This window comes from Nocardia mangyaensis (assembly GCF_001886715.1).
Classification (GTDB): Bacteria; Actinomycetota; Actinomycetes; order Mycobacteriales; family Mycobacteriaceae; genus Nocardia; species Nocardia mangyaensis.
Genome location: NZ_CP018082.1, coordinates 2,033,058 through 2,053,404 on the forward strand (window position 1 = coordinate 2,033,058; position 20,347 = coordinate 2,053,404).

The following is a 20,347-nucleotide window of genomic DNA, read 5'->3' on the forward strand; positions in this document are numbered from 1 at the left end:
GTGGGAGCATGAGTACGTTGCACAAGTTCAAGGCGTACTTCGGCATGGTTCCGCTCGACGAGTACGAAGACGATTACGTCGACGATCACGCCCCTCGCGGCGCCGAGGAGCGTGCCGGTCGCGCTCGCCCGCGCAGCTACGACCGCTACGCCGAGGATCGGTACGGCGCCGAGCGTTTCGAGGACGAGGTCGACGACTTTCCCCAGCCCGCCTACAAGTCGGCCTACCAGGCGCGACGCGACGACTACGTCGGCGATGCCTACGCCGATGATCGCTACGAGGCGCCCCGGCGTCCGACCAGGATCGAAACGGCCCCTTCGTCGGGCCGGTTCAGGGCGGGCGGTGTCGCACCGGGCATGCGTGGCTCCACCCGCGGTGCGCTCGCGGTCGATCCCGACGCCGAGGAACGCAGGATCGAGGAGCGCTTGCGCCCCGAGCCCGCGCCCGCGCGGCGGCCAGGGATCTTCGAGGACGGAGGTCCCTTGTCCAAGATCACCACGCTGCGTCCGCGCGACTACAGCGAGGCCAGGATCATCGGTGAGCGTTTCCGGGAGGGCAACCCGGTGATCATGGACCTGGTCGACCTGAGCAATGCCGACGCGAAAAGGCTGGTCGATTTCGCGGCCGGGCTGGCATTCGCGCTGCGCGGCTCGTTCGACAAGGTGGCGACGAAGGTGTTCCTGCTCTCACCCGCCGATGTCGACGTATCGGCGGAAGAGCGCCGCCGGATCGCCGAAAACGGCTTCTACAACCAGAAATAGTGGCCAGGACCGCAATGCCATGATGGCCGCCCGCGCACCGCGCGGCGCGGCCACTTTGCACACTGCCGTTTTTGCGGCAGAGTGAAGACGTGGCCTTGTTCGCGGTTCTGTACCTCGTGCTTTTCGTCTTCTGGCTGTTGTTGATCAGTCGGGTGATCGTCGAGCTCATTCGCAGTTTCGCGCGTGACTGGCGTCCGACCGGTGTGGTGGTGATCCTGCTGGAAGTCATCTTCACGGTGACCGACCCGCCGGTGAAACTCCTGAGGCGGTTGATACCCCCGGTGAATCTTGGGGGTATCCGGCTCGATCTGTCGATTATGGTCCTGCTCTTCGTCGTCTTCATCCTGATGTCGATCGTGGGTGGGCTCGGGCAGCCCGTGACCTCCGTGTGACATACTGAATCGAGAAGACCGCTTGCTAGTTCTCCAAAAGACGCGTGAAGGGATCCTTCGATGCCGCTGACTCCCGCCGATGTGCACAACGTCGCGTTCAGCAAACCGCCGATCGGTAAGCGCGGCTACAACGAGGACGAGGTAGATGCCTTCCTGGATCTCGTCGAGCAGGAGCTCTCGCGCCTGATCGAGGAGAACGCCGACCTGCGTCAGCGGGTCGCCGAGCTCGACACCGAGCTGGCCGACGCCAAGAAAAATCGTGGATCCGCCCCGGTCAACGCCGTGAAACCGCCTGTTCAGCAGGCACCTCCGCCCGTACCTGAACCAATAGCGCCACCGGTACCGGTGGCGCCGCCCGCGCCGATGCCCGCCGCCGCGCCGGTCCGTGACAACTCCGGTCCGGACGCGAACATGCAGGCCGCGAAGGTGCTCACCCTGGCGCAGGAGATGGCCGACCGGCTCACCACCGACGCCAAGACCGAGGCCGAGGGCCTGCTGTCGAACGCGCGGGCAAACTCCGAGCGACTGGTCGGCGACGCCCGTACCCGCTCGGAGGCGATGATCTCCGACGCGCGCCAGAAGTCCGATGCGATGCTGGCCGACGCGCAGAACCGCTCCGACACCCAGATCCGGCAGGCCAAGGACAAGGCCGAGGCGCTCACCGCCGACGCCGAGCGTCAGCACGCCGAGATCATGGCCACCATCACCCAGCAGCGCACGGTCCTGGAGAGCCGCATCGAGCAGCTCAAGACCTTCGAGCGGGAATACCGCGTGCGGCTGAAGTCCTACCTGGAATCGCAGCTCGAGGAGCTGGAGAACCGCGGGTCCGCGGTCCCGGTCGACGGCGGCGAATTCGCGGGCGAGACCAATGGTTCGGCCAACAGCCTGGCCCCCGCGTCGTCCTTCGGCAAGGGCGGCAAGTAGGCCGCTCCGGGCGCGCGGCATCGCGTCGCGCGACCCGGATCGACCGCCAGGTATTCGTCGGGCCGTTCGGTTGGCTTGGGAGTCACCATGCTCGTCTTGACGCTCGTCCTCGCTGCGATCGGATTCGGACTGCTGGTCGCCGCACTCGCCACCGGGTCGGTGCTGTGGGCCTGGGGATGCATCCTGGTGTGCGTCATCGGAGCGGTCCTGCTGCTCGTCAGCGCACTGGCTGTCGGCAATCCTGACAGCGACGATGTTCCGCCGCAGGGCCGACACGCCCGCCGGGATTGAGGTGGGCGGGGAATAACCGGTGGACGGCCCCGGCTAGAATCGAAGAACACGGCACCGATCCGGCCATCACCGGGGAGCCTTCGGAAGAACGGCGTGTTCGCGCGCTCAGTAGAACCGAACGGGTGAGCCCGTCACAGCTCACACAACGAGAGGCTCGTGCCCTCCTCACGAGGAGTGGTGCGGGCAAGCGGGGTGGTACCGCGGTACGGCGCACCGGCGCCGCCATCGTCCCCGTGCCCAGGATTCGCGCGAACAGCGCGGCGGCACGAGGAGCACTCCGCGATGGCGGACGAGAAGACCACCGGCGGCGCCTACCCCCGAGTCGATTTCGGTGCGGGATCGGGCGCCACCTTCCCCCAGCTCGAACAGCGCGTCCTGGACTACTGGGCCAGTGACGACACCTTCCGCGCGAGCCTGACCAACCGGGCCGGCGCAGTGTCTGATTCGGCGCCTGCGGGGGCCTCCGTGGTTGCGCAGGCTGCCGCCTCCGGCCCCGTCGCAGGCGCCGAGGAATTCGTCTTCTATGACGGTCCCCCCTTCGCCAACGGTCTGCCGCACTACGGCCATCTGCTCACCGGCTACGTCAAGGACCTGGTCCCGCGCTTCCAGACCATGCGCGGCAAGCTGGTCGACCGCCGCTTCGGCTGGGACACTCACGGCCTGCCCGCCGAGATCGAGGCCGAGAAGCAGCTCGGCATCACCGACAAGTCGCAGATCGACGAGATGGGGCTGGCCGAGTTCAACGCCGCCTGCAAGTCCTCGGTGCTGCGCTACACCGGCGAGTGGCGCGACTACGTCACCCGCCAGGCTCGCTGGGTCGATTTCGACAACGACTACAAGACCCTCGATCTCGACTTCATGGAGTCGGTGATGTGGGCGTTCAAGACCCTCCACGAGAAGGGTCTGATCTATCAGGGCTTCCGGGTGCTGCCCTACAGCTGGTACGAGCAGACCCCGCTGTCGAACCAGGAGACCCGCCTCGACGACGCCTACAAGATGCGTCAGGACCCGGCGGTCACCGTCGACATGGTGCTGAGCGTGCCCGCCGAGCATCCCCTGGCCGCGCTCGACGGCGCGAACGCGCTGATCTGGACCACCACGCCGTGGACCCTGCCGTCGAACCTGGCGATCGCGGTGCACCCCGACGTGCGCTACGTGCACGTGCGCGGCACCGACGACAAGCGCTATCTGCTTGCCGCTGAACGGGTTTCGCACTACGGGCGGGAACTCGGTGACGAGCCGGAGGTACTCGGCGAGTACGACGGCGCGGCACTGGCCGGCCTGTCCTACGCCCCGCCGTTCGACTTCTTCGTCGGGCACCCCAACGCGCACCGCGTGCTCACCGCCGACTACGTCACCACCGACTCCGGCACCGGAATCGTCCACCTCGCACCGGCTTTCGGCGAGGAGGACATGGATGTCGCCACGGCCAACGGCATCGAGATCGTGCAGCCGCTCGACGCGGGCGGCAAGTTCACCTCGATGGTGCCGCCGTACGAGGGTCAGATGGTCTTCGACGCCAATCCGGTGATCATCAAGGATCTCAAGGCTGCCGGAAAGCTGTTGCGGCACGAGACGATCGAGCACTCCTACCCGCACAGCTGGCGCTCCGGCCAGCCGCTGATCTACATGGCGGTGCCGTCGTGGTTCGTCGCGGTGACCAAGTTCCGCGACCGGATGGTCGAGCTGAACCAGCGGATCAGCTGGGTGCCCGAGCACATCCGCGACGGTCAGTTCGGCAAGTGGCTCGAAGGCGCGCGCGACTGGAACATCAGCCGGAACCGCTACTGGGGCAGCCCGATCCCGGTGTGGGTCTCCGACGATCCGGCCTACCCGCGCACCGACGTCTACGGTTCGCTCGACGAGCTCGAGCGCGACTTCGGCGTGCGCCCCGACGACCTGCACCGCCCCTACATCGACGAGCTGACCCGGCCCAATCCCGATGACCCGACCGGGAATTCGACCATGCGCCGGGTGCCCGAGGTGCTCGACTGCTGGTTCGAGTCGGGCTCGATGCCCTACGCCCAGGTGCACTACCCGTTCGAGAACAAGGAGTGGTTCGACAGTCACTTCCCCGGCGATTTCATCGTCGAGTACAACGGGCAGACCCGCGGCTGGTTCTACACCCTGCACGTGCTGGCCACCGCGCTGTTCGACTCGCCCGCGTTCAAGACGGTCTCCGCGCACGGCATCGTGCTCGGCGAGGACGGCCTGAAGATGTCGAAGTCCAAGGGCAACTACCCCGACGTCAACGAGGTCTTCGACCGTGACGGCTCCGATGCCATGCGCTGGTTCCTGATGAGCTCGCCGATCCTGCGCGGTGGCAATCTCATCGTCACCGAGCGCGGTATCCGCGAAGGCGTCAGCCATGCGCTGCGTCCGTTGTGGAACGCGTGGACCTTCCTGCAGCTCTATGCCTCCAAGCCCGGTGTGTGGCGCACGGACTCGCCGAACGTGCTGGACCGCTACATCCTGGCCAAGCTCGCGGTGACCCGTGACGTGATCACCGAGGCGCTCGAGACCTACGACATCGCCGGTGCCGCCGACGAATTGCGCTCCTTCGCCGACGCGCTCACCAATTGGTATGTGCGCCGGTCGCGTTCGCGGTTCTGGTCCGAGGACCGCGACGGGGTCGACACGCTGCACACGGTGCTCGAGGTGGTCACCCGCCTCGCGGCGCCGCTGCTGCCGCTGATCAGCGAGGTCATCTGGCGGGGGCTCACCGGCGAGCGCTCGGTGCACTTGGCCGACTGGCCGGCCGCGGACGAGCTCCCGCACGATCCGGAGCTGGTCTCGGCGATGGACGAGGTCCGCATGGTCTGCTCGACGGTGCTGAGCCTGCGCAAGGCCAAGAACCTGCGGGTGCGCTTGCCGCTGGCCGAGACCACCATCGCCGCGGCCGACGCCGAGCGGCTCGCGCCGTTCGCCGACCTGATCGCCGACGAGGTCAATGTCAAGAAGGTCGACCTGACCACCGACGTCGCCGTGCACGGCCGTTTCGAACTGGCCGTGAACGCGCGCGCCGCCGGTCCACGCCTGGGCAAGCAGGTCCAGACGGTGATCAAGGCCGTCAAGGCGGGGGAGTGGAGCGAGTCGGCCGACGGGGTGGTCACCGCGGCCGGGATCACCTTGCTGCCCGAGGAATACACCCAGCGCCTGGTCGCCGCCGAGCCGGAGTCCACCGCGGCTCTGCCCGGCAATGCCGGTCTGGTGGTGCTGAACTCGGTGGTCACCGAGGAGCTCGAGGCCGAGGGCTGGGCCCGCGATCTCATCCGCGACCTGCAGGAGACCCGCAAGTCCCACGGGCTCGACGTGTCCGACCGGATCACCGTCACCCTCGAGGTCCCGGCCGAGCGCCTGGCCTGGGCCAAGACCCACCGCGACCTGATCGCGGGCGAGATCCTGGCGACGGCCCTGGACTTCGGCGCGGTGGGCGCGGACGCCGCCGAGCTCACCGGTGGTGTGCGCGCCGCGGTGGCCAAGGCCTAGCTCGACGCGGGGGGTGGGCGGGAGACGACTCTGCTCACCCATCTCGTCGGTCGAAGGGGGCGGCCGCGCCACGCTCCCGTCGTGCTGCACGGTCGCCGACACCGGTGGACCGACCTCAGCCGTTTCGATGCTGAAAAGTTGCTGATGCGTGTGACATCGAGGGGATCCTCGGGCACAATCGTTACCGTTACTGCTGATGCGCATGGAACCCGCTGAGGCGGCAGTGACTGTTTGTGACGATTGTCCTGTGGAAACGGTGTCGCACCGGCGGTGCACTCGCCTGGTGCGACACCGGATCAGTGGGTGGCTCACCCGTCGGTCAGGCGATGCCGCCCGATAGCCGACCAGCCGGTGGCTCGCGCCGTCCGGCCGTGAGGAAGGGCGCGCGCGTGAGACGAACAATCCTGCACCGGCTACTCTTCGGCTTCGTCGCCACCATGGTCACCACTCTCGTTCTCGCCGGTCCGGTCTGGTCGCAGACCGGCAGTGCGTCCGGCTCGGGTGATACCGGGTCCGGCGGATCGGGATCGGCCTCGGGCAGTTCGAGTGGTTCGGGCGCGATCCCGCTGCCCAGCGCCACCGGCGTCGGCGCGCTCACCGCGGCGGCCACGCAGATCGGCAAGCCGTACGAGTGGGGCGCGACGGGCCCGCACGCGTGGGACTGCTCGGCGCTGGTCCAGTGGGCGTTCCGGCAGGTCGGCGTGCACCTGCCGCGCACCACCTGGGAACAGGCAGAGGTAGGCATGCCGGTGACCTACGGCGGCCTCGCCCCCGGCGATGTCGTCGTCCTCAACGGCGACGGGTCCCACGTCGGCATCTACGCGGGCATGGGGCAGATCCTCGACGCCCGCGACTGGGGGATCCCGGTCGGGCTGCACCCGTTGCGCGAATACGACATCTTCACGATCAGGCGTTTTTGAGCCCTCAGTCCACCAGCTGGCGCAGCAGCGGCCCGTATTCGGGATGGGCCAGCGCCGAGGCGAACTGGGCGACCAGATAGTCGGCCGGGTTGCCGGTGTCGTACCAGCGGCCCTGGATCACCTGGCCGTACACCGCGTGGTTGGCGGCGTAGTTGTTGATCGCGTCGGTCAGATACACCTCACCGGTCTTGTGGGTGTACCAGTTCTCGGTCTGGGCCTGCAGTTCCTCGATGATGCCGGGAGTCACCACGTAGCCGCCGATGGCCGCGAACGCCGAGGGCGCGTCCTCGGGCTTGGGCTTCTCCATCAGGCCGGAGATGCGCAGCAGTCCGTCGTCGAGGTCCTCGCGCACCACCGGAACGCCGTAGCGCTGGGATTCGCCCGGCTGCATCGGCAGCAGCGCGAGCACCGGGCAGCCGGTGGACTCGTAGGCGGTGATCAACTGCTGGGCGCGCGGGACCTCGGCGACGAACACGTCGTCGGGCCACAGCACCAGCATCGGCTCGTCACCGAGGTGACGCGCCGCGTTGAGCACGGGGGTGCCGTTGCCGTAGGGGCCGTGCTGGTCGAGGTAGGTGATGTGACCGGCGCGCGAGAGCTCGCCGACCTCCTCCACCGCGTCGGCGTAGGCGGACTTGCCGTCGGCGCGTAGCTGGGCCACCAGGGCGGGGTTGGGCCGGAAGTGATCCTGGATGAGGGACTTGCCGCTGCTCACCACGATGGTGATGTCGGTGATCCCGGAGGAGACCAGCTCACGCACGGTGTGCTCGATGACGGGTTTGTCCCCGACCGGCAGCATCTCCTTCGGCGTCGCCTTGGTCAGCGGAAGCAGCCGGGAGCCGATTCCGGCAGCCGGAATGACAGCCTTACGGATCTTCATCCACCGATCATCACATATCCGGCGGTGTCGCCGCTGTGGCACGGCGGTCATCAGGGACCAAAGACCTGTCGGCGGCGGCGCGTAGATTGCGGGCGTGAGCACCGATGCCACCACCCCGGACAGGGCTGATGCGGCCGTCACCGCCCGCCGCTGGGTGCTGCACATCGATATGGACGCCTTCTTCGCCTCGGCCGAGCAGTTGACGCGGCCCACCTTGCGCGGTCGGCCCGTCCTGGTCGGCGGTGCCGGGCAGCGTGGCGTCGTCGCGGGCGCGAGCTACGAGGCGCGGGTGTACGGCGCGCGCTCGGCCATGCCCATGCACCAGGCCCGGCGCCTGATCGGCGTCTCGGCGGTGGTGGTGCCCCCGCGCGGGGCGGTGTACTCGGCGCTGAGCGCGCAGGTGTTCGACACGTTGCGCGGCTGTGTCCCGGTGCTGGAGACGCTCTCGTTCGACGAGGCCTTCGCCGAACCGGCCGAACTGTCGGGGGCGAGCGTCGAGCGGGTCGAACAGTACTGCGCGACACTGCGCGAATTGGTCCGCGCCAGAACCGGTCTCACCGCCTCGATCGGCGCCGGGACCGGCAAGCAGCTGGCCAAGATCGGCTCCGGGCTGGCCAAACCCGATGGTATGCGGGTGATCTCGCCCGCCGAGCAGGGCGCCCTGCTGGCCGCGTTGCCGGTGCGCAAACTGTGGGGGATCGGACCGGTCGCCGAGAGCAGGCTGCGCGGTCTCGGGATCGAGACGGTCGGCGCGTTCGCCGCACTGCCGGAGTCGGAGGCCGCCTCGATCCTCGGTGGCAGTGTCGGGGCCGCGCTGCACCGGCTGGCCCGCGGCATCGACGATCGGCCGGTCGCCGAACGTGCCGAAGCCAAACAGATCAGCGCCGAGAACACCTACGAGCGCGACATCGTCACCCTGCCCGATCTGCGCGTCGCGGTGACCGCGATGGCGGCGGCCGCGCACCGCAGACTCGAACGGGACGGGCGCGCGGCGCGCACCGTGGTGCTCAAACTCAAGAAGTCCGACATGGGCATCGTCACGAGATCGTTCACCCTGCCCTACGCCACCGCCGACCTGACCACGCTGTCCGCGGCGGCGCAGCGTTCGGCGATCGATCCGGTCGAACTGGGGCCGATCCGGCTGGTCGGCGTCGGATACGGCGGGCTGTCGGATGTGCGCCAGGAATCGCTGTTCCCCGAACTCGATCAGGCGGTGCCGGAAGATCTGGACATCGAGTCGGCCGACCGTACCGAGGCGCCACCGGCCGACGAAACGCGGAATCTGCTTGCGGGGCAATGGGTTCCGGGGCTGGACGTGTACCACGCAGAATTCGGGCACGGGTGGGTGCAGGGCGCGGGCTACGGGGTGGTGACCGTGCGGTTCGAGACCAGCTCGACAGGTCCGGGTCCGGCGCGTACTTTTCGTGCCGACGACAGCGGGCTGTCGCGGGCCGATCCGCTCGGCAGCCTCACCTGAGGAGTAGCCTCGGCTACCGCGATGAATCCCGCCCACCCCGAACGCAAAGGACGAGACGTTGAAGCTTCGTAGGACCGGACGTGTCGCGATCGCAGGCCTGGCCGTGGTCGCCGCATTGGGTATGAGCGCGTGCAGTGATGACAAGGGCGACGACTCGACCACCGCCGCGACCACCACCAGTGTCAACGCGACGACCTCGGCCGCGGCCACGGCGGAGCTGCCGCCCGTGCCGACTGTGGAGGAGCTCAACACCCAGCTCAACACCGCGCTGGATCCGTCGATCCCGAACGAGGAGAAGCTGGACTTCGTGCAGGGTGGCGAGGCCGATCCCGAGCTGCCGAACCGGTTGGCCGTGGCCGCTCAGGAGGCCGGCGTGGTGGTTGCGGTGACCGATGTGACCTCCTTCGGTGAGAGCGTGAACGCCACGGCCGACTTCACGATCAACGGCCAGACCAATGTCGTGGACGTGCCGTTCGTCGCCGAGGACGGCAAGTGGAAGGTTCAGAAGACCTGGGCCTGCACGATGCTGACCAACCTGGGTCAGGAATCGGTCGCCTGCGTCTGATCCGCGGCGTGTGCCAGCCCCGGCCGGAGTGATCCGGTCGGGGCTTTCGTGTGTCCGATCCGGAATACCGGTTGCCGTCGAATCGCGGTGTCCTCGGCACGGCTACTATCGGGCCCCGTGGTAGAGACGATCGTGCGGCAAGGGCATCCGCCCAAGGATGCTTCGGGACCTGCGCGACGGGGTGATCGCCCCGGCTGGGCACGCACGGTCGCGATCGTCGCCGGAGTGATCGCCGTGCTCACCGCCGTCGCGATTCCGTTCCTGCCGGTGCGGGTCGACGCCGCGACCATCTCCTGGCCGCAGCAAGGCTCGCCCGCCGCCGTCGAATCACCGCTCATCGCCTACGCGCCCGCCGCGATGTCGGCGACCGTGCCCTGTGCGGCGCTGGGTTCGCTGGCCGAATCCGGGGGCGTCGTCGCCTCCACCATCCCGCGGCAGTCCGCCGACATGGAGCGCTACGGCTTCGTCGTCAAGGTCGTCGCCGACACCGAGCAGCGTCCCGGCCGCGTCGACGTGGTGTCGCGGTCGACCCTGGTGTGGACCGCCGCCCTCGCGGACGTCCGCGACCGCGCCTGCGCGCTGGCCATCACGATCACGCCGCAGCAGGCCACGGTCGCCGCGACCGGCCTCGACATCCCGGGCGCGACCCTGGACCGTGACCTGCGTCCGCAGGTGGTCGGTGTGTTCAGCGAACTCACCGGCGCTGCGCCCGCCGAGCTGGCCGTGCGCGTCGACGTGGACTCGCGCTACATCTCCTCGCCGACCTTCCTCAAACTGAGCGCGATCGTGCTGTGCCTGCTGGCCACCGCGCTGGCGCTGTTCGCCCTGCACCGCCTCGACGCGCGCGACGGCCGGTCCCCGCGCCGGTTCCTGCCGCAGCGCTGGTGGCGGCTGCGCCCGGTGGACTGGCTGGTGTTCGCAGTGCTGGGGCTCTGGCATTTCATCGGCGCCAACACCTCCGACGACGGCTACATCCTCGGCATGGCTCGCGGCGCGCAGAGTTCGGGCAACATGTCGAACTACTACCGCTGGTTCAGTGTCGACGAGGGCCCGTTCTACACCCCCTACACCGACATCATCGGCTGGATCGCCAACATCTCCGCCGTCAGCCCACTGGTCCGCCTCCCCGCGCTCGGGGCCGGCATCCTCGCCTGGTGGCTGATCAGCCGCGAAGTGCTGCCCCGCCTCGGCGTGGCCTTGCGCCGCAGCCCGGTCGTCACGTGGACCGCGGCACTGGTGTTCCTGGCGTTCTGGTTGCCCTACAACAACGGCCTGCGCGCGGAATTCGTGGTGGCCCTGGGTGTGCTGGTCACCTGGGTCTCGGTCGAACGAGCCATCGCGACGCGACGGCTGTTGCCCTTCGCGGTGGCGGTGATCGTGGCCGCGTTGACGCTCACGGGTGCGCCGTCGGGTCTGATCTGCGTGGGTGTGCTGGTCGCCGGGGCGCGCACGGTCACCTCGGTGATCGTGCAGCGGGCGAAGTCGGTGGGCTACCTCGCTCAGTTGCTGCCGATCCTGGCCGCCGGTCTGGTGGTGCTCACCGTCGTGTTCGCCGACCGGACGCTGGCCGGCGTGCGGGAGATGTTCGCTGTGCACGGCGTGATCGAGCCGGGGGAATCCTGGTTCTTCGAATTCCTGCGCTACCAGTACCTGCTCCAGCTGAACGCCGACGGCTGGCTGACCCGGCGCTTCGGTGTGTTCATGATGCTGCTCGGGATCATCGTTTGCGTAGCGACCATGTTGCGCCGCGGCGGGCACATCCCCGGCACCGCGGTCGGACCCACCCGGCGCATGCTCGGAATCACCCTCGCCGCCATGGTGTTGATGATGTTCTCGCCCACCAAGTGGACCCACCAGTTCGGCGTCTTCGCGGGCCTGGCGACCTGTGTCGCCGCAGTGACCGCGGTCGCGGTGAGTTCGACTGTGCTGCGTCCGCTGCGTAACCGAGCGCTGTTCGCCGCCGCCGTCTCCTTCGCACTCGCCATGACCTTCGTCGGCGCCAACGGCTACTGGTATGTGTCCTCCTGGGGCATCCCATGGTGGGACAAGCCGCCGACCGTCGCAGGTTTCGGTGTCTCCACCGTCTTCGCCGGACTGGCCGCGCTCGCCCTCGCCGTCGCCGCGTGGTTCCACATCCACCCGAACCCGTCGACCAAACCGGGGCGGGTGTCCGGGCTGCCTGTCCTCGCCATCGCGGCAGCGATGATGGTGCTGTTCGAGCTGGCCTCCTTCGCGAAGGCGAGCATCGCCCAGTACCCGGCCTACTCCTTGGCCAGTTCCAACTTCGCCGCAGCCTTCGCGGGTGGCTGTGGCATGGCCGATGAGGTGCTGGTCGAAACCGATCCGAACGCTTCGATGCTGGCACCGCTGACCGGTGACGTGGTCACCGCCATGGCGGGCGTCGAATCGATGGGCTTCCAGCCCGACGGCGTGGCGCCGGTACTCACCTCCGAGGAGGTGGAATCGACCACAGGACAAGCGAATTCGGTGTCCGATGATCCTGACACGCTGCGCGAAGCCTCGACCTCGGCCGGATCGGAATCCCGGCAGGGTTCGCTGCAACTCCCGTTCGGCCTCGACCCTGCCACGACCCCGGTCTTCGGCAGCTACCGTTCCGGCCCGCAGGAACCGGCCGCGCTGACCACCGGTTGGTTCCGCCTGCCCGAGGGCCCGCGCGGCCCGCTGCTCGCCATCGCGGCGGCGGGTCGCATCCGGACGGTCGACGCCGACGGTGTGATCCGCCCGGGTCAGGAACTCGCCGTCGAGTACGGCACCGCGAGCCCGGACGGCTCGGTCGCCGTGACCGGCCAGGCCGCCCCCCTCGACATCGGACCCGCCCCCGTGTGGCGCAATCTGCGCGTGCCGACCGACCAGCTGCCCGCCGACGCCGACGTCGTTCGCCTGGTCGCCACCGACCGCGATCTCGGCCCCGACCAGTGGCTCGCGGTCACCCCTCCGCGCATGCCGCAGACCACCACGCTGAACGCGTTGGTCGGTTCGCGCTCGCCGGTCCTGCTGGATTGGGCTGTCGGCCTGCACTTCCCGTGCCAGAACCACCTGCCCACCTACAACGGCGTCGCGGATCTGCCCGACTACCGCATCCTTCCCGACCGCAACGGCGCCACCATCACCAACCTGTGGCAGGGCCACGACGGCGGCGGTCCATTGGGCTGGACCCAGCTCCTCTTCACCGCCCGGACCCTGCCCACCTACCTGAACAACGACTGGGACCGGGACTGGGGCTCCATCGAGCAGTACCTCCCCCTCGACTCCACCGCCACCCAGGCCGAGGTCAGCCTCGAATCCACCAACCGCTGGGGGACCTGGACCCCAGGCCCCATCATCACCGCCTGGTAGCCCCGGACTTCGAGATCAGCAGGCATTGGTGGTGCCCGTTCTCGGTCGGTACCCCACCGCTGCCTGGTGCGCAACTGTCCAGGCTCCCGCGGGAGTGGGGGCTGATGAGCGCGGGCGGGGCAGGATCTGCGCCGGCCGGTCCGGAAGAACTGGCGGTGTCCAGCTGCCCCGAGTCAGCGGCAGTTGGTGGCGATACGCAGCGCCAAGTCAGGGAGGTCGGCGCCGGTCAGGCCCGGGTACCCGTGCAGGATGGCACGCCAGGGGGCGGGGACCGCGGAGGCGCCCCAGCGGGCACCGAGGAGGCCGCCCGCGATGGCGGCGGTGGTGTCGGTGTCGTTGCCCGCGCGGACGCAGGCCGCCAAGGCGAGCGGAAGGTGCTCGGGGCCGGAGCTTTCGGTGGTGGTGATGGCCCACCACGCGGTCTGCAGGGCGTGCACGACCCAGCCGTTGTTCGCGAAGTCATCGGGTGTGCCGCGTTCGGCCTCGTCCAGGCGGTCGGTCCAGAACTCGGCGTGCGATGAGCGGCTGACGTATTTGCGGACACCGTCGAAATCGGCCTCGAGTACCGCGTGGCGCACGGCGTAGGTCCACAGCTTGCAGGCCTCGACCGCGTGTTCGTCGTGGTGGGTGAGCAGCCCGATCCGGCCCGCCGCCGCGATGCATTCCTCGGCGTCGTCGAGATAGGCCAGCGCGACGGGCGCGGTGCGCATGAGCGACCCGTTGCCACCGGTCCGGCCGGTCAGTGACATCGCCTGGGCCTGCATGGCGCGCGCGGAGCCCGGTCGCTCGGACAGCACGAGTCGGGTCTGGTTCCCGATGTCGGGCGGATTCGAGTCGTACCAGCGGACGAAGCCCGCGGCCACCGCGTCGAGATCGATCCCTGGCCCGTGCATCGCGGCCAGGGCGACCGCCAGGGCCATCGAGGTGTCGTCGGTCCACTCGCCGGGGGCCCAGTCGAACGCGCCGCCGCCGATCATGTCGATCACCGCGTCGGGTGCCGGTCGGGTGAATTCGTAGCCCGCGCCCAGCGCGTCACCCGCGGCGGTGCCGACCAGCACGCCGGCGACCCGATCCGAGAATCCCGCATCCTGCACAGCACTCACCCCTCTCGGGCGCCCGCTCTCCGACCGTCGAGCCTACCGGTCGGAGTGTGATCCGCCGCCATTCGTGATGGCACCGTGCCGTTGTCGCGTCGCTCACCGTTCCTGGTGCGCGGTGAGGTCTTTCGCCTCGACCACGAGCCGACTGCGGGTCCGTCGCGACCGGCGGAAGGCATCGGCGGTGAACACCGCCAGCGCTGCCCAGATCAGCGCGAAACCGGCCCAACGGGACGCGGGCATGGGTTCGTGCATGACCGCGACACCCCAGGCCAGCTGCAGGGCCGGGGTCAGGTACTGCAGGATCCCCATGGTCGACAGCGGCACGCGCTGGGCGGCGACGGCGAACAGCAGCAGCGGCACCAGGGTGACCGGACCGGTCGCCATCATCAACCCGAAATGGGCGGGGCTGGAGGTGAACTCGCTGCGGTCGGTGGCCATCAGCACGACCAGCAGGGCCAGGGCGAACGGTGCCGCGACGATGCCCTCCGCGGCGATCCCGCGCAGCGCGTCGAGCCGGATCACCTTCTTCACCAGGCCGTAGGTGGCGAACGAGCAGGCCAGGATCAGCGCGATCACCGGGGGGCGACCGTAGTCGACAGTGAGCACCACCACCGCGAGCGCGCCCAGCCCCAGTGCCACCCATTGCGCCCTGGTCAGCCGCTCCCGGAACAGCACGACACCGAAGGCCACCGTGACCAGCGGGTTGATGAAGTAGCCCAGGGCACACTCCACGACATTGCCGGAGATCACGCCGAAGACGTAGGTGCCCCAGTTGATCGAGATCGCCGCCGAGGCCGCCGCGGCCAACCGCCAGGTCCGCGCGTCGATGCCGCGCATCTCGCGCAGCCGCCTGGTCACCGCCAGCGCGAGCAGCACCACGACCAGCGTCCACAGGATGCGCTGGGCCACCACCTCGGCGGGGGAGGCGAACGCCAGCAGCCCGAAGAACGCCGGGAACAGGCCCCAGATCAGATAAGCACCCGCACCGAACGCGACACCGGGTGGCGAGGGGCTGCGCTGCATTCGTCCCATGTTACGACTGACGTAGCCTGACGTGCATGTCCATATCCGTGCAGGAGCCCGCGGCCGCCGGGCTCACCGCAGCACAGGTCGAACAGCGTCGCCGTGACGGGCAGACCAACGACGTCCCGGCCAGGGCGAGCCGTTCGGTCGGTGAGATCGTCCGCGCGAACGTCTTCACCCGGATCAACGCCATCCTCGGTGTACTGCTGGTGCTGGTGTTGTCCACCGGCTCGATCATCGACGGCATGTTCGGGTTGCTCATCGTCGCCAACAGCGCGGTCGGCATCATTCAGGAGATCAGGGCCAAGCGGACCCTCGATCAACTGGCGATCGTGAGCCAGGCCAAGCCGACGGTGCGTCGTGACGGCGTCGCCGAGCAGGTCTCGCCGGGCGAGGTGGTGCTCGACGACCTGATCGAGCTCGGCCCCGGTGACCAGATCGTGGTCGACGGCGAGGTCGAGGAGTCGGCCTCGCTCGAGATCGACGAATCGCTGCTCACCGGTGAGGCCGACCCGATCGACAAGGGCGTCGGCGCGCCGGTGATGTCGGGCAGCTTCGTGGTGTCCGGGTCGGGTGCCTACCGGGCGACCAAGGTCGGCCGTGACGCCTACGCGGCGAAACTGGCCGAGGAGGCCAGCAAGTTCACCCTGGTGCATTCGGAACTGCGCTCCGGCATCAACAAGATCCTCAAGTTCATCACCTACCTGCTCATTCCCGCTGGTCTGCTCAGCATCTACAACCAGCTGTTCTCCAGTGGCGAGCAGTGGCGGCCCGCGGTCACCGGCATGGTCGCCGCATTGGTGCCGATGGTGCCCGAGGGCCTGGTGTTGATGACCTCCATCGCGTTCGCGGTCGGCGTGGTCCGGCTGGGCAAGCGCAACTGCCTGGTGCAGGAATTGCCCGCCATCGAGGGCCTGGCCCGCGTCGATGTGGTGTGCGCCGACAAGACCGGCACGCTCACCGAGAACGGCATGCGCCTGGCGCAGATCGAGCCGCTCGGCTCCTTCGACGAGGCACAGGTCCGCGCGGTGCTGGCCGCCCTGGCTGGTGACGATCCGCGTCCCAACGCCAGCGTGCAGGCCATCGCCGAGGCGCTGCCCGACACCCCGGACTGGGACCAGACGGCCATCGCCCCGTTCTCCTCGGCGAAGAAGTGGAGCGGCATCTCCTACGGCGTCCACGGCGACTGGTTGCTCGGTGCCCCCGATGTGCTGCTCGATCCCACCTCCGCCGAGGCCGCGCACGCCGAACAGCTGGGCTCCTCCGGGCTGCGCGTGCTGCTGCTGGCGCGCGGCGACCGTCCCGTCGACGCCGACGACGCGCCCGGCCAGGTGACACCGGCCGCGCTGGTGGTGCTCGAGCAGAAGGTGCGTCCCGACGCCAAGGGCACGCTGGAATACTTCGCCGACCAGCAGGTCTCGATCAAGGTGATCTCCGGCGACAACGCCGTCTCGGTCGGCGCGGTCGCCTCCTCGCTCGACCTGCCCGGCGGCGATCATCCCGTCGACGCGCGCAAGCTCCCCGAGGACCGCGAGGAACTCGCCGACGTGCTCGACCGCGAAACCACCTTCGGCCGGGTCCGGCCCGACCAGAAGCGCGCCATGGTCGGCGCGCTGCAGTCGCGCGGGCACACCGTCGCCATGACCGGGGACGGCGTCAACGACGTGTTGGCCCTCAAGGACGCCGACATCGGCGTCGCGATGGGCGCCGGCAGCCCGGCCACCCGCGCGGTGGCCCAGATCGTGTTGCTGGACAACAAGTTCGCGACCCTGCCCTATGTGGTGGGGGAGGGTCGTCGGGTGATCGGCAACATCGAACGCGTGTCGAACCTGTTCCTCACCAAGACCGTCTACTCGGTGCTGCTGGCCTTCCTCGTCGGCATCGCGGGGGTGGGTTCGCAGATTTTCGGCTACGACCCGATCGGCTATCCGTTCCTGCCCCGCCACGTCACGATCGCGGCGTGGTTCACCATCGGCATCCCCGCGTTCATCCTGTCGCTGGCGCCCAACAACGAGCGCGCCCGCACCGGCTTCGTCGGCCGGGTGATGCGCTTGGCGGTGCCCTCGGGCGTGGTGATCGGCGTCGCGACGTTCGTCGCCTACCTCATCGCCTACGCGGGTCCGGAGGCCTCGGAGACGCAGAAGGTGCAGGCGGGCACCACCGCGCTGATCACGCTGATCATGATCGCGGTGTGGGTGCTGGCCCTGGTGGCCCGGCCATACGTGTGGTGGAAGGTGGTGCTGATCGCGACCTCGGTGCTGGCCTACGTCGCGCTGTTCACGATTCCGTTCACCCGCGAGTTCTTCAAGCTCGACCCGTCCAACCCGCGCCTCACCGCCGCCGCGGTGATCTGCGGCCTGGTCGGCATCGTGCTGGTCGAACTGGCGTGGTGGGTACAGGCGCGGCTGTCGGGCAACCCCGGCAAGTTCGTGCCCCCCGTGGGCGCCCAGGGCGCCTGACCGGCAGCTGACCTGGCCGGGTTGGCTTCGAGAACCCTTGTGCCGGAAGAACATTCGGTGTAGGAGTACCTTTGGGAACTATGGAGGTATTGCTGCACCAGATCGACGCGTTCGCCGACGCACCGTTCTCGGGCAACCCGGCCGCGGTCATGCCGCTGCCCACCTGGCTGCCGGACGCGCTGCTGCAACAACTGGCCGAGGAGAACAACCTCGCCGAGACCGCGTTCTACACCTCCGAGTTACCCCCGGACGCCGGTGCTCCGCCCGGCGAATGGCCCGCCTTCCACCTGCGCTGGTTCACCCCGGCCGTCGAGGTGGACATGTGCGGGCACGCCACCCTCGCCGCGGCCACCCAGATCATCGAGGACGTCCACCCCGAACACGACCGGGTCAGCTTCTACACCCGTTCCGGCTGGCTGCACGTCGACCGCACCGTCGACGACGAGTACGTCCTCGACCTGCCCGCCCTCGCTTCGGTGCAGGTCGAACCGGACCCGGCGCTGGTCGCCGCCCTCGGCGTCAACCCGGTGGGTGCGCACACCGGCCAGGACGAGGTGATCGTCGTCGCCACCGAATCCGAGGTACGCGATGCCACACCGGATTTCGGGGCCTTTCCGGTCCTGCGCCGCGGCGTGATCCTCACCGCACCCGGCACCGCCACCGACATCGTCTCCCGGTTCTTCGCCCCTGGCATCGGCCTCCCAGAGGACCCGGTCACCGGTTCCGCCCACGCCCAGCTGATCCCGCTGTGGTGCCGCGACCTCGGCCGCACCACCCTGTCCGCCCGTCAGCTCTCCCGTCGCGGCGGGACCCTGCGCGCCGAACTCACCGACGACCGCGTCCTGCTCCTGGGGCGCTGCCGCCGCTACCTCGACGGCGTCGTCACCCTGCCGGACTGATCGGTGCGTGCCGGTCCCGGCGAGCCCCGTGCGCCGAGACCGGGCCCGCCCGCGCGGAAGGTCGGCGAGGGCCTGCGCACGCAGCGTGCGTGGCTTTCCCGATCACGGGGATCCGGTGCGGTGACGGACTATTCGGCCGGGACCGGGCCGTCGTCGGGAGTGGGGGCGACCGTGCCGATCGTCCCGGGGAGCAAGGGGGCGACGGCGAAGCGGCCTGCGATGGCGTCGGCGGGAAGGGCTTGGACCGCGCGAACGCCCGGTCGGCTCGCCAGCTCGCGCAGTTCGGGGAGGGTGCCGCGCACGACGACGCCGGCGGCGCAGGCGCAGCCGGCGCGCAGGCGGGCCTCGCTGATCCGGGCGATGTCGGTGGTGCGCTGATCCGGTTGGCGTTGCGCGGCGAGCAGTCCGGCCGCCGAGCCGGCGGAGTTCAGCGCGGGAATGTCACCGGCGGGGGTACCGACCGTGATCACCGGCGTCTGCACGCGGTCGATCGGCACGTGCTGGATCACCCCGGAGATCCGCAGGCCGTCGACGGCGGCCGGGATCTGCTGTGGCGTCAGGTATTCGCTGTAGGAGACCAGCGCCCAGCGGGGCGCGGTGTCGGCGCCGTCGAGTGACGCGCGCGCCTCGTTCAGGTAGTCGTCGACCCGTTCGCCCGGCGCGGGACCGAGCCGATCGGTCGCGACCCCCATCGACGGGCGCGGATTGATGATCCCGAGGACCACCACGACCACCCCCAGCAGCACCGCACCGCCGAGGAACACCGCGTTGCGCAGCAGGCGCTCCCCGCGATCGTCGTCCGGGACCGTGTCCGGCACCGGCTGCGACGACCGCGGGTCGTCAGGCATTGCGTAGTACGTCCAAGGCACCCGCCAGATCCGCGGGGTACTCGCTGGTGATCTCTAGCCAGCGACCGTCGGCGGGATGGTTGAACCCGAGTTGGCGCGCGTGCAGCCACTGCCGCTCCAGGCCGAGGCGCTTGGCCAGTGTCGGGTCGGCGCCGTAGGTGAGGTCACCGGCGCACGGGTGACGCACCGCGGAGAAGTGCACCCGGATCTGGTGGGTGCGGCCGGTCTCGAGGTGGACGTCGAGCAGGCTGGCGGACTGGAACGCCTCGATCGTGTCGTAGTGGGTGACGCTGGGCCTGCCATCGCCGGTCACCGCGAACTTCCAGGCGTTGCCGCGCGCCCGCCCGATCGGCGCGTCGATGGTGCCGCTGCTCGGATCGGGGTGTCCCTGCACGAGAGCATGGTATTGCTTGTCGACCGTGCGCTGCTTGAAGGCGCGCTTGAGAACCGTGTACGCGTGTTCGGACTGGGCGACCACCATCACCCCGGAGGTACCCACGTCGAGCCGGTGCACGATGCCCTGGCGCTCGTGTGCGCCGGAGGTGGAGATGCGGTAGCCCATCGCGGCCAGCCCGCCGACCACGGTCGGCCCGGTCCAGCCGACCCCGGGGTGCGCGGCGACGCCGATCGGCTTGTCGACGGCCACGATGTCGTCGTCGGCGTAGAGGATGTTCAACCCGTCCACCGGCGCGGCCTCGATGGTCACTTCCCGCTGGGGTTCGGGGAAGATCACTTCCAGCCAGGCGCCCGCGGTGAGCCGGTCGGACTTGCCCGCGGCGGTCCCGTCGATCTGCACCGACCCCTCCTCGGCCAGCGCGGCGACCGCGGTGCGCGACAGTCCGAGCAGCCGGGACAGGCCGGCGTCGACCCGCATCCCGTCCAGTCCGTCGGGCACGGGCATTGTTCTGGTTTCTCTCACGCTGTATCCCCTCGCGCCTGCCCGAGGGGCCCTCCGTGGTTAC

16 protein-coding genes are annotated in these 20,347 nt (G+C 69.2%); 11 read left to right on the forward strand and 5 right to left on the reverse strand.

Annotated elements, in window-relative coordinates; translation table 11 throughout:
• Positions 1 to 8 precede the first annotated feature (8 nt).
• The 6 genes from BOX37_RS09205 to BOX37_RS09230 all read left to right on the forward strand — a co-directional run bounded on the left by BOX37_RS09205 (position 9) and on the right by BOX37_RS09230 (position 6,777).
• Complete coding sequence (locus BOX37_RS09205) at positions 9 to 761, forward strand: cell division protein SepF (protein ID WP_071927282.1); 753 nt, start codon at positions 9 to 11, stop codon at positions 759 to 761.
• An 89-nt stretch (positions 762 to 850) separates the two neighbouring features.
• Positions 851 to 1,153, forward strand: coding sequence for a YggT family protein (locus BOX37_RS09210; protein ID WP_071927283.1), 303 nt, complete (start codon positions 851 to 853; stop codon positions 1,151 to 1,153).
• A 60-nt stretch (positions 1,154 to 1,213) separates the two neighbouring features.
• Positions 1,214 to 2,077 carry a DivIVA-like cell division protein Wag31 gene (gene wag31, locus BOX37_RS09215; protein WP_071927284.1) on the forward strand — a complete coding sequence of 288 codons (864 nt, stop codon included), beginning with the start codon at positions 1,214 to 1,216 and terminating at the stop codon, positions 2,075 to 2,077.
• An 87-nt stretch (positions 2,078 to 2,164) separates the two neighbouring features.
• Complete coding sequence (locus BOX37_RS09220; RefSeq protein ID WP_071931317.1) at positions 2,165 to 2,368, forward strand: hypothetical protein; 204 nt, start codon at positions 2,165 to 2,167, stop codon at positions 2,366 to 2,368.
• A 282-nt stretch (positions 2,369 to 2,650) separates the two neighbouring features.
• A complete protein-coding gene (ileS, locus tag BOX37_RS09225; protein WP_071927285.1) occupies positions 2,651 to 5,857 on the forward strand; it encodes an isoleucine--tRNA ligase in 3,207 nt (1,068 codons plus the stop codon).
• Positions 5,858 to 6,294: 437 nt separating this feature from the next.
• Complete coding sequence (locus BOX37_RS09230) at positions 6,295 to 6,777, forward strand: NlpC/P60 family protein (RefSeq protein WP_084760756.1); 483 nt, start codon at positions 6,295 to 6,297, stop codon at positions 6,775 to 6,777.
• A 4-nt stretch (positions 6,778 to 6,781) separates the two neighbouring features.
• Here BOX37_RS09230 and BOX37_RS09235 read toward each other — a convergent pair whose 3' ends face one another.
• The gene (locus BOX37_RS09235) at positions 6,782 to 7,657 is read right to left on the reverse strand and encodes a UTP--glucose-1-phosphate uridylyltransferase (RefSeq protein WP_071927286.1); all 876 of its coding nucleotides are present in this window, start codon (positions 7,655 to 7,657) and stop codon (positions 6,782 to 6,784) included.
• Between the two features lie 169 nt (positions 7,658 to 7,826).
• Between BOX37_RS09235 and BOX37_RS09240 the strand changes: the two genes are divergently transcribed.
• The 3 genes from BOX37_RS09240 (at position 7,827) to BOX37_RS09250 (ending at position 13,056) form a co-directional block, all read left to right on the forward strand.
• Entirely contained in the window at positions 7,827 to 9,134 is a 1,308-nt protein-coding gene (locus BOX37_RS09240) for a DNA polymerase IV (RefSeq protein ID WP_240505396.1), read from the forward strand.
• 58 nt (positions 9,135 to 9,192) lie between these two features.
• Positions 9,193 to 9,699 (forward strand): WKL family lipoprotein, encoded by a 507-nt coding sequence (locus BOX37_RS09245; protein ID WP_071927288.1) that lies wholly within the window; start codon positions 9,193 to 9,195, stop codon positions 9,697 to 9,699.
• A gap of 117 nt (positions 9,700 to 9,816) precedes the next feature.
• The gene (locus BOX37_RS09250) at positions 9,817 to 13,056 is read left to right on the forward strand and encodes an arabinosyltransferase domain-containing protein (protein ID WP_084759508.1); all 3,240 of its coding nucleotides are present in this window, start codon (positions 9,817 to 9,819) and stop codon (positions 13,054 to 13,056) included.
• A gap of 173 nt (positions 13,057 to 13,229) precedes the next feature.
• On the opposite strand, the gene BOX37_RS09255 is transcribed toward BOX37_RS09250, so the two are convergent.
• Together BOX37_RS09255 and rarD are read right to left on the reverse strand one after the other, a co-directional pair.
• The gene (locus BOX37_RS09255; RefSeq protein WP_084759509.1) at positions 13,230 to 14,159 is read right to left on the reverse strand and encodes an ADP-ribosylglycohydrolase family protein; all 930 of its coding nucleotides are present in this window, start codon (positions 14,157 to 14,159) and stop codon (positions 13,230 to 13,232) included.
• A gap of 93 nt (positions 14,160 to 14,252) precedes the next feature.
• Entirely contained in the window at positions 14,253 to 15,179 is a 927-nt protein-coding gene (rarD, locus tag BOX37_RS09260) for an EamA family transporter RarD (RefSeq protein ID WP_071927290.1), read from the reverse strand.
• Between the two features lie 35 nt (positions 15,180 to 15,214).
• On the opposite strand from rarD, the gene BOX37_RS09265 reads away from it, so the two are divergent.
• Together BOX37_RS09265 and BOX37_RS09270 are read left to right on the forward strand one after the other, a co-directional pair.
• Positions 15,215 to 17,638: a cation-translocating P-type ATPase gene (locus BOX37_RS09265; protein ID WP_071927291.1), complete on the forward strand. Its 2,424-nt coding sequence runs from the start codon at positions 15,215 to 15,217 to the stop codon at positions 17,636 to 17,638.
• Between the two features lie 80 nt (positions 17,639 to 17,718).
• Positions 17,719 to 18,537: a PhzF family phenazine biosynthesis protein gene (locus BOX37_RS09270; RefSeq protein ID WP_071927292.1), complete on the forward strand. Its 819-nt coding sequence runs from the start codon at positions 17,719 to 17,721 to the stop codon at positions 18,535 to 18,537.
• A gap of 128 nt (positions 18,538 to 18,665) precedes the next feature.
• Here the strand turns inward: BOX37_RS09270 and BOX37_RS09275 are convergent, their stop codons facing one another.
• Positions 18,666 to 19,385, reverse strand: a complete 720-nt coding sequence (locus BOX37_RS09275) for a hypothetical protein (protein ID WP_240505282.1) — start codon at positions 19,383 to 19,385, stop codon at positions 18,666 to 18,668.
• Positions 19,378 to 20,304 (reverse strand): RluA family pseudouridine synthase, encoded by a 927-nt coding sequence (locus BOX37_RS09280; protein WP_071927293.1) that lies wholly within the window; start codon positions 20,302 to 20,304, stop codon positions 19,378 to 19,380. Before BOX37_RS09280 ends, BOX37_RS09275 begins: the two co-directional genes overlap by 8 nt.
• Between the last annotated feature and the right edge of the window lie 43 nt (positions 20,305 to 20,347).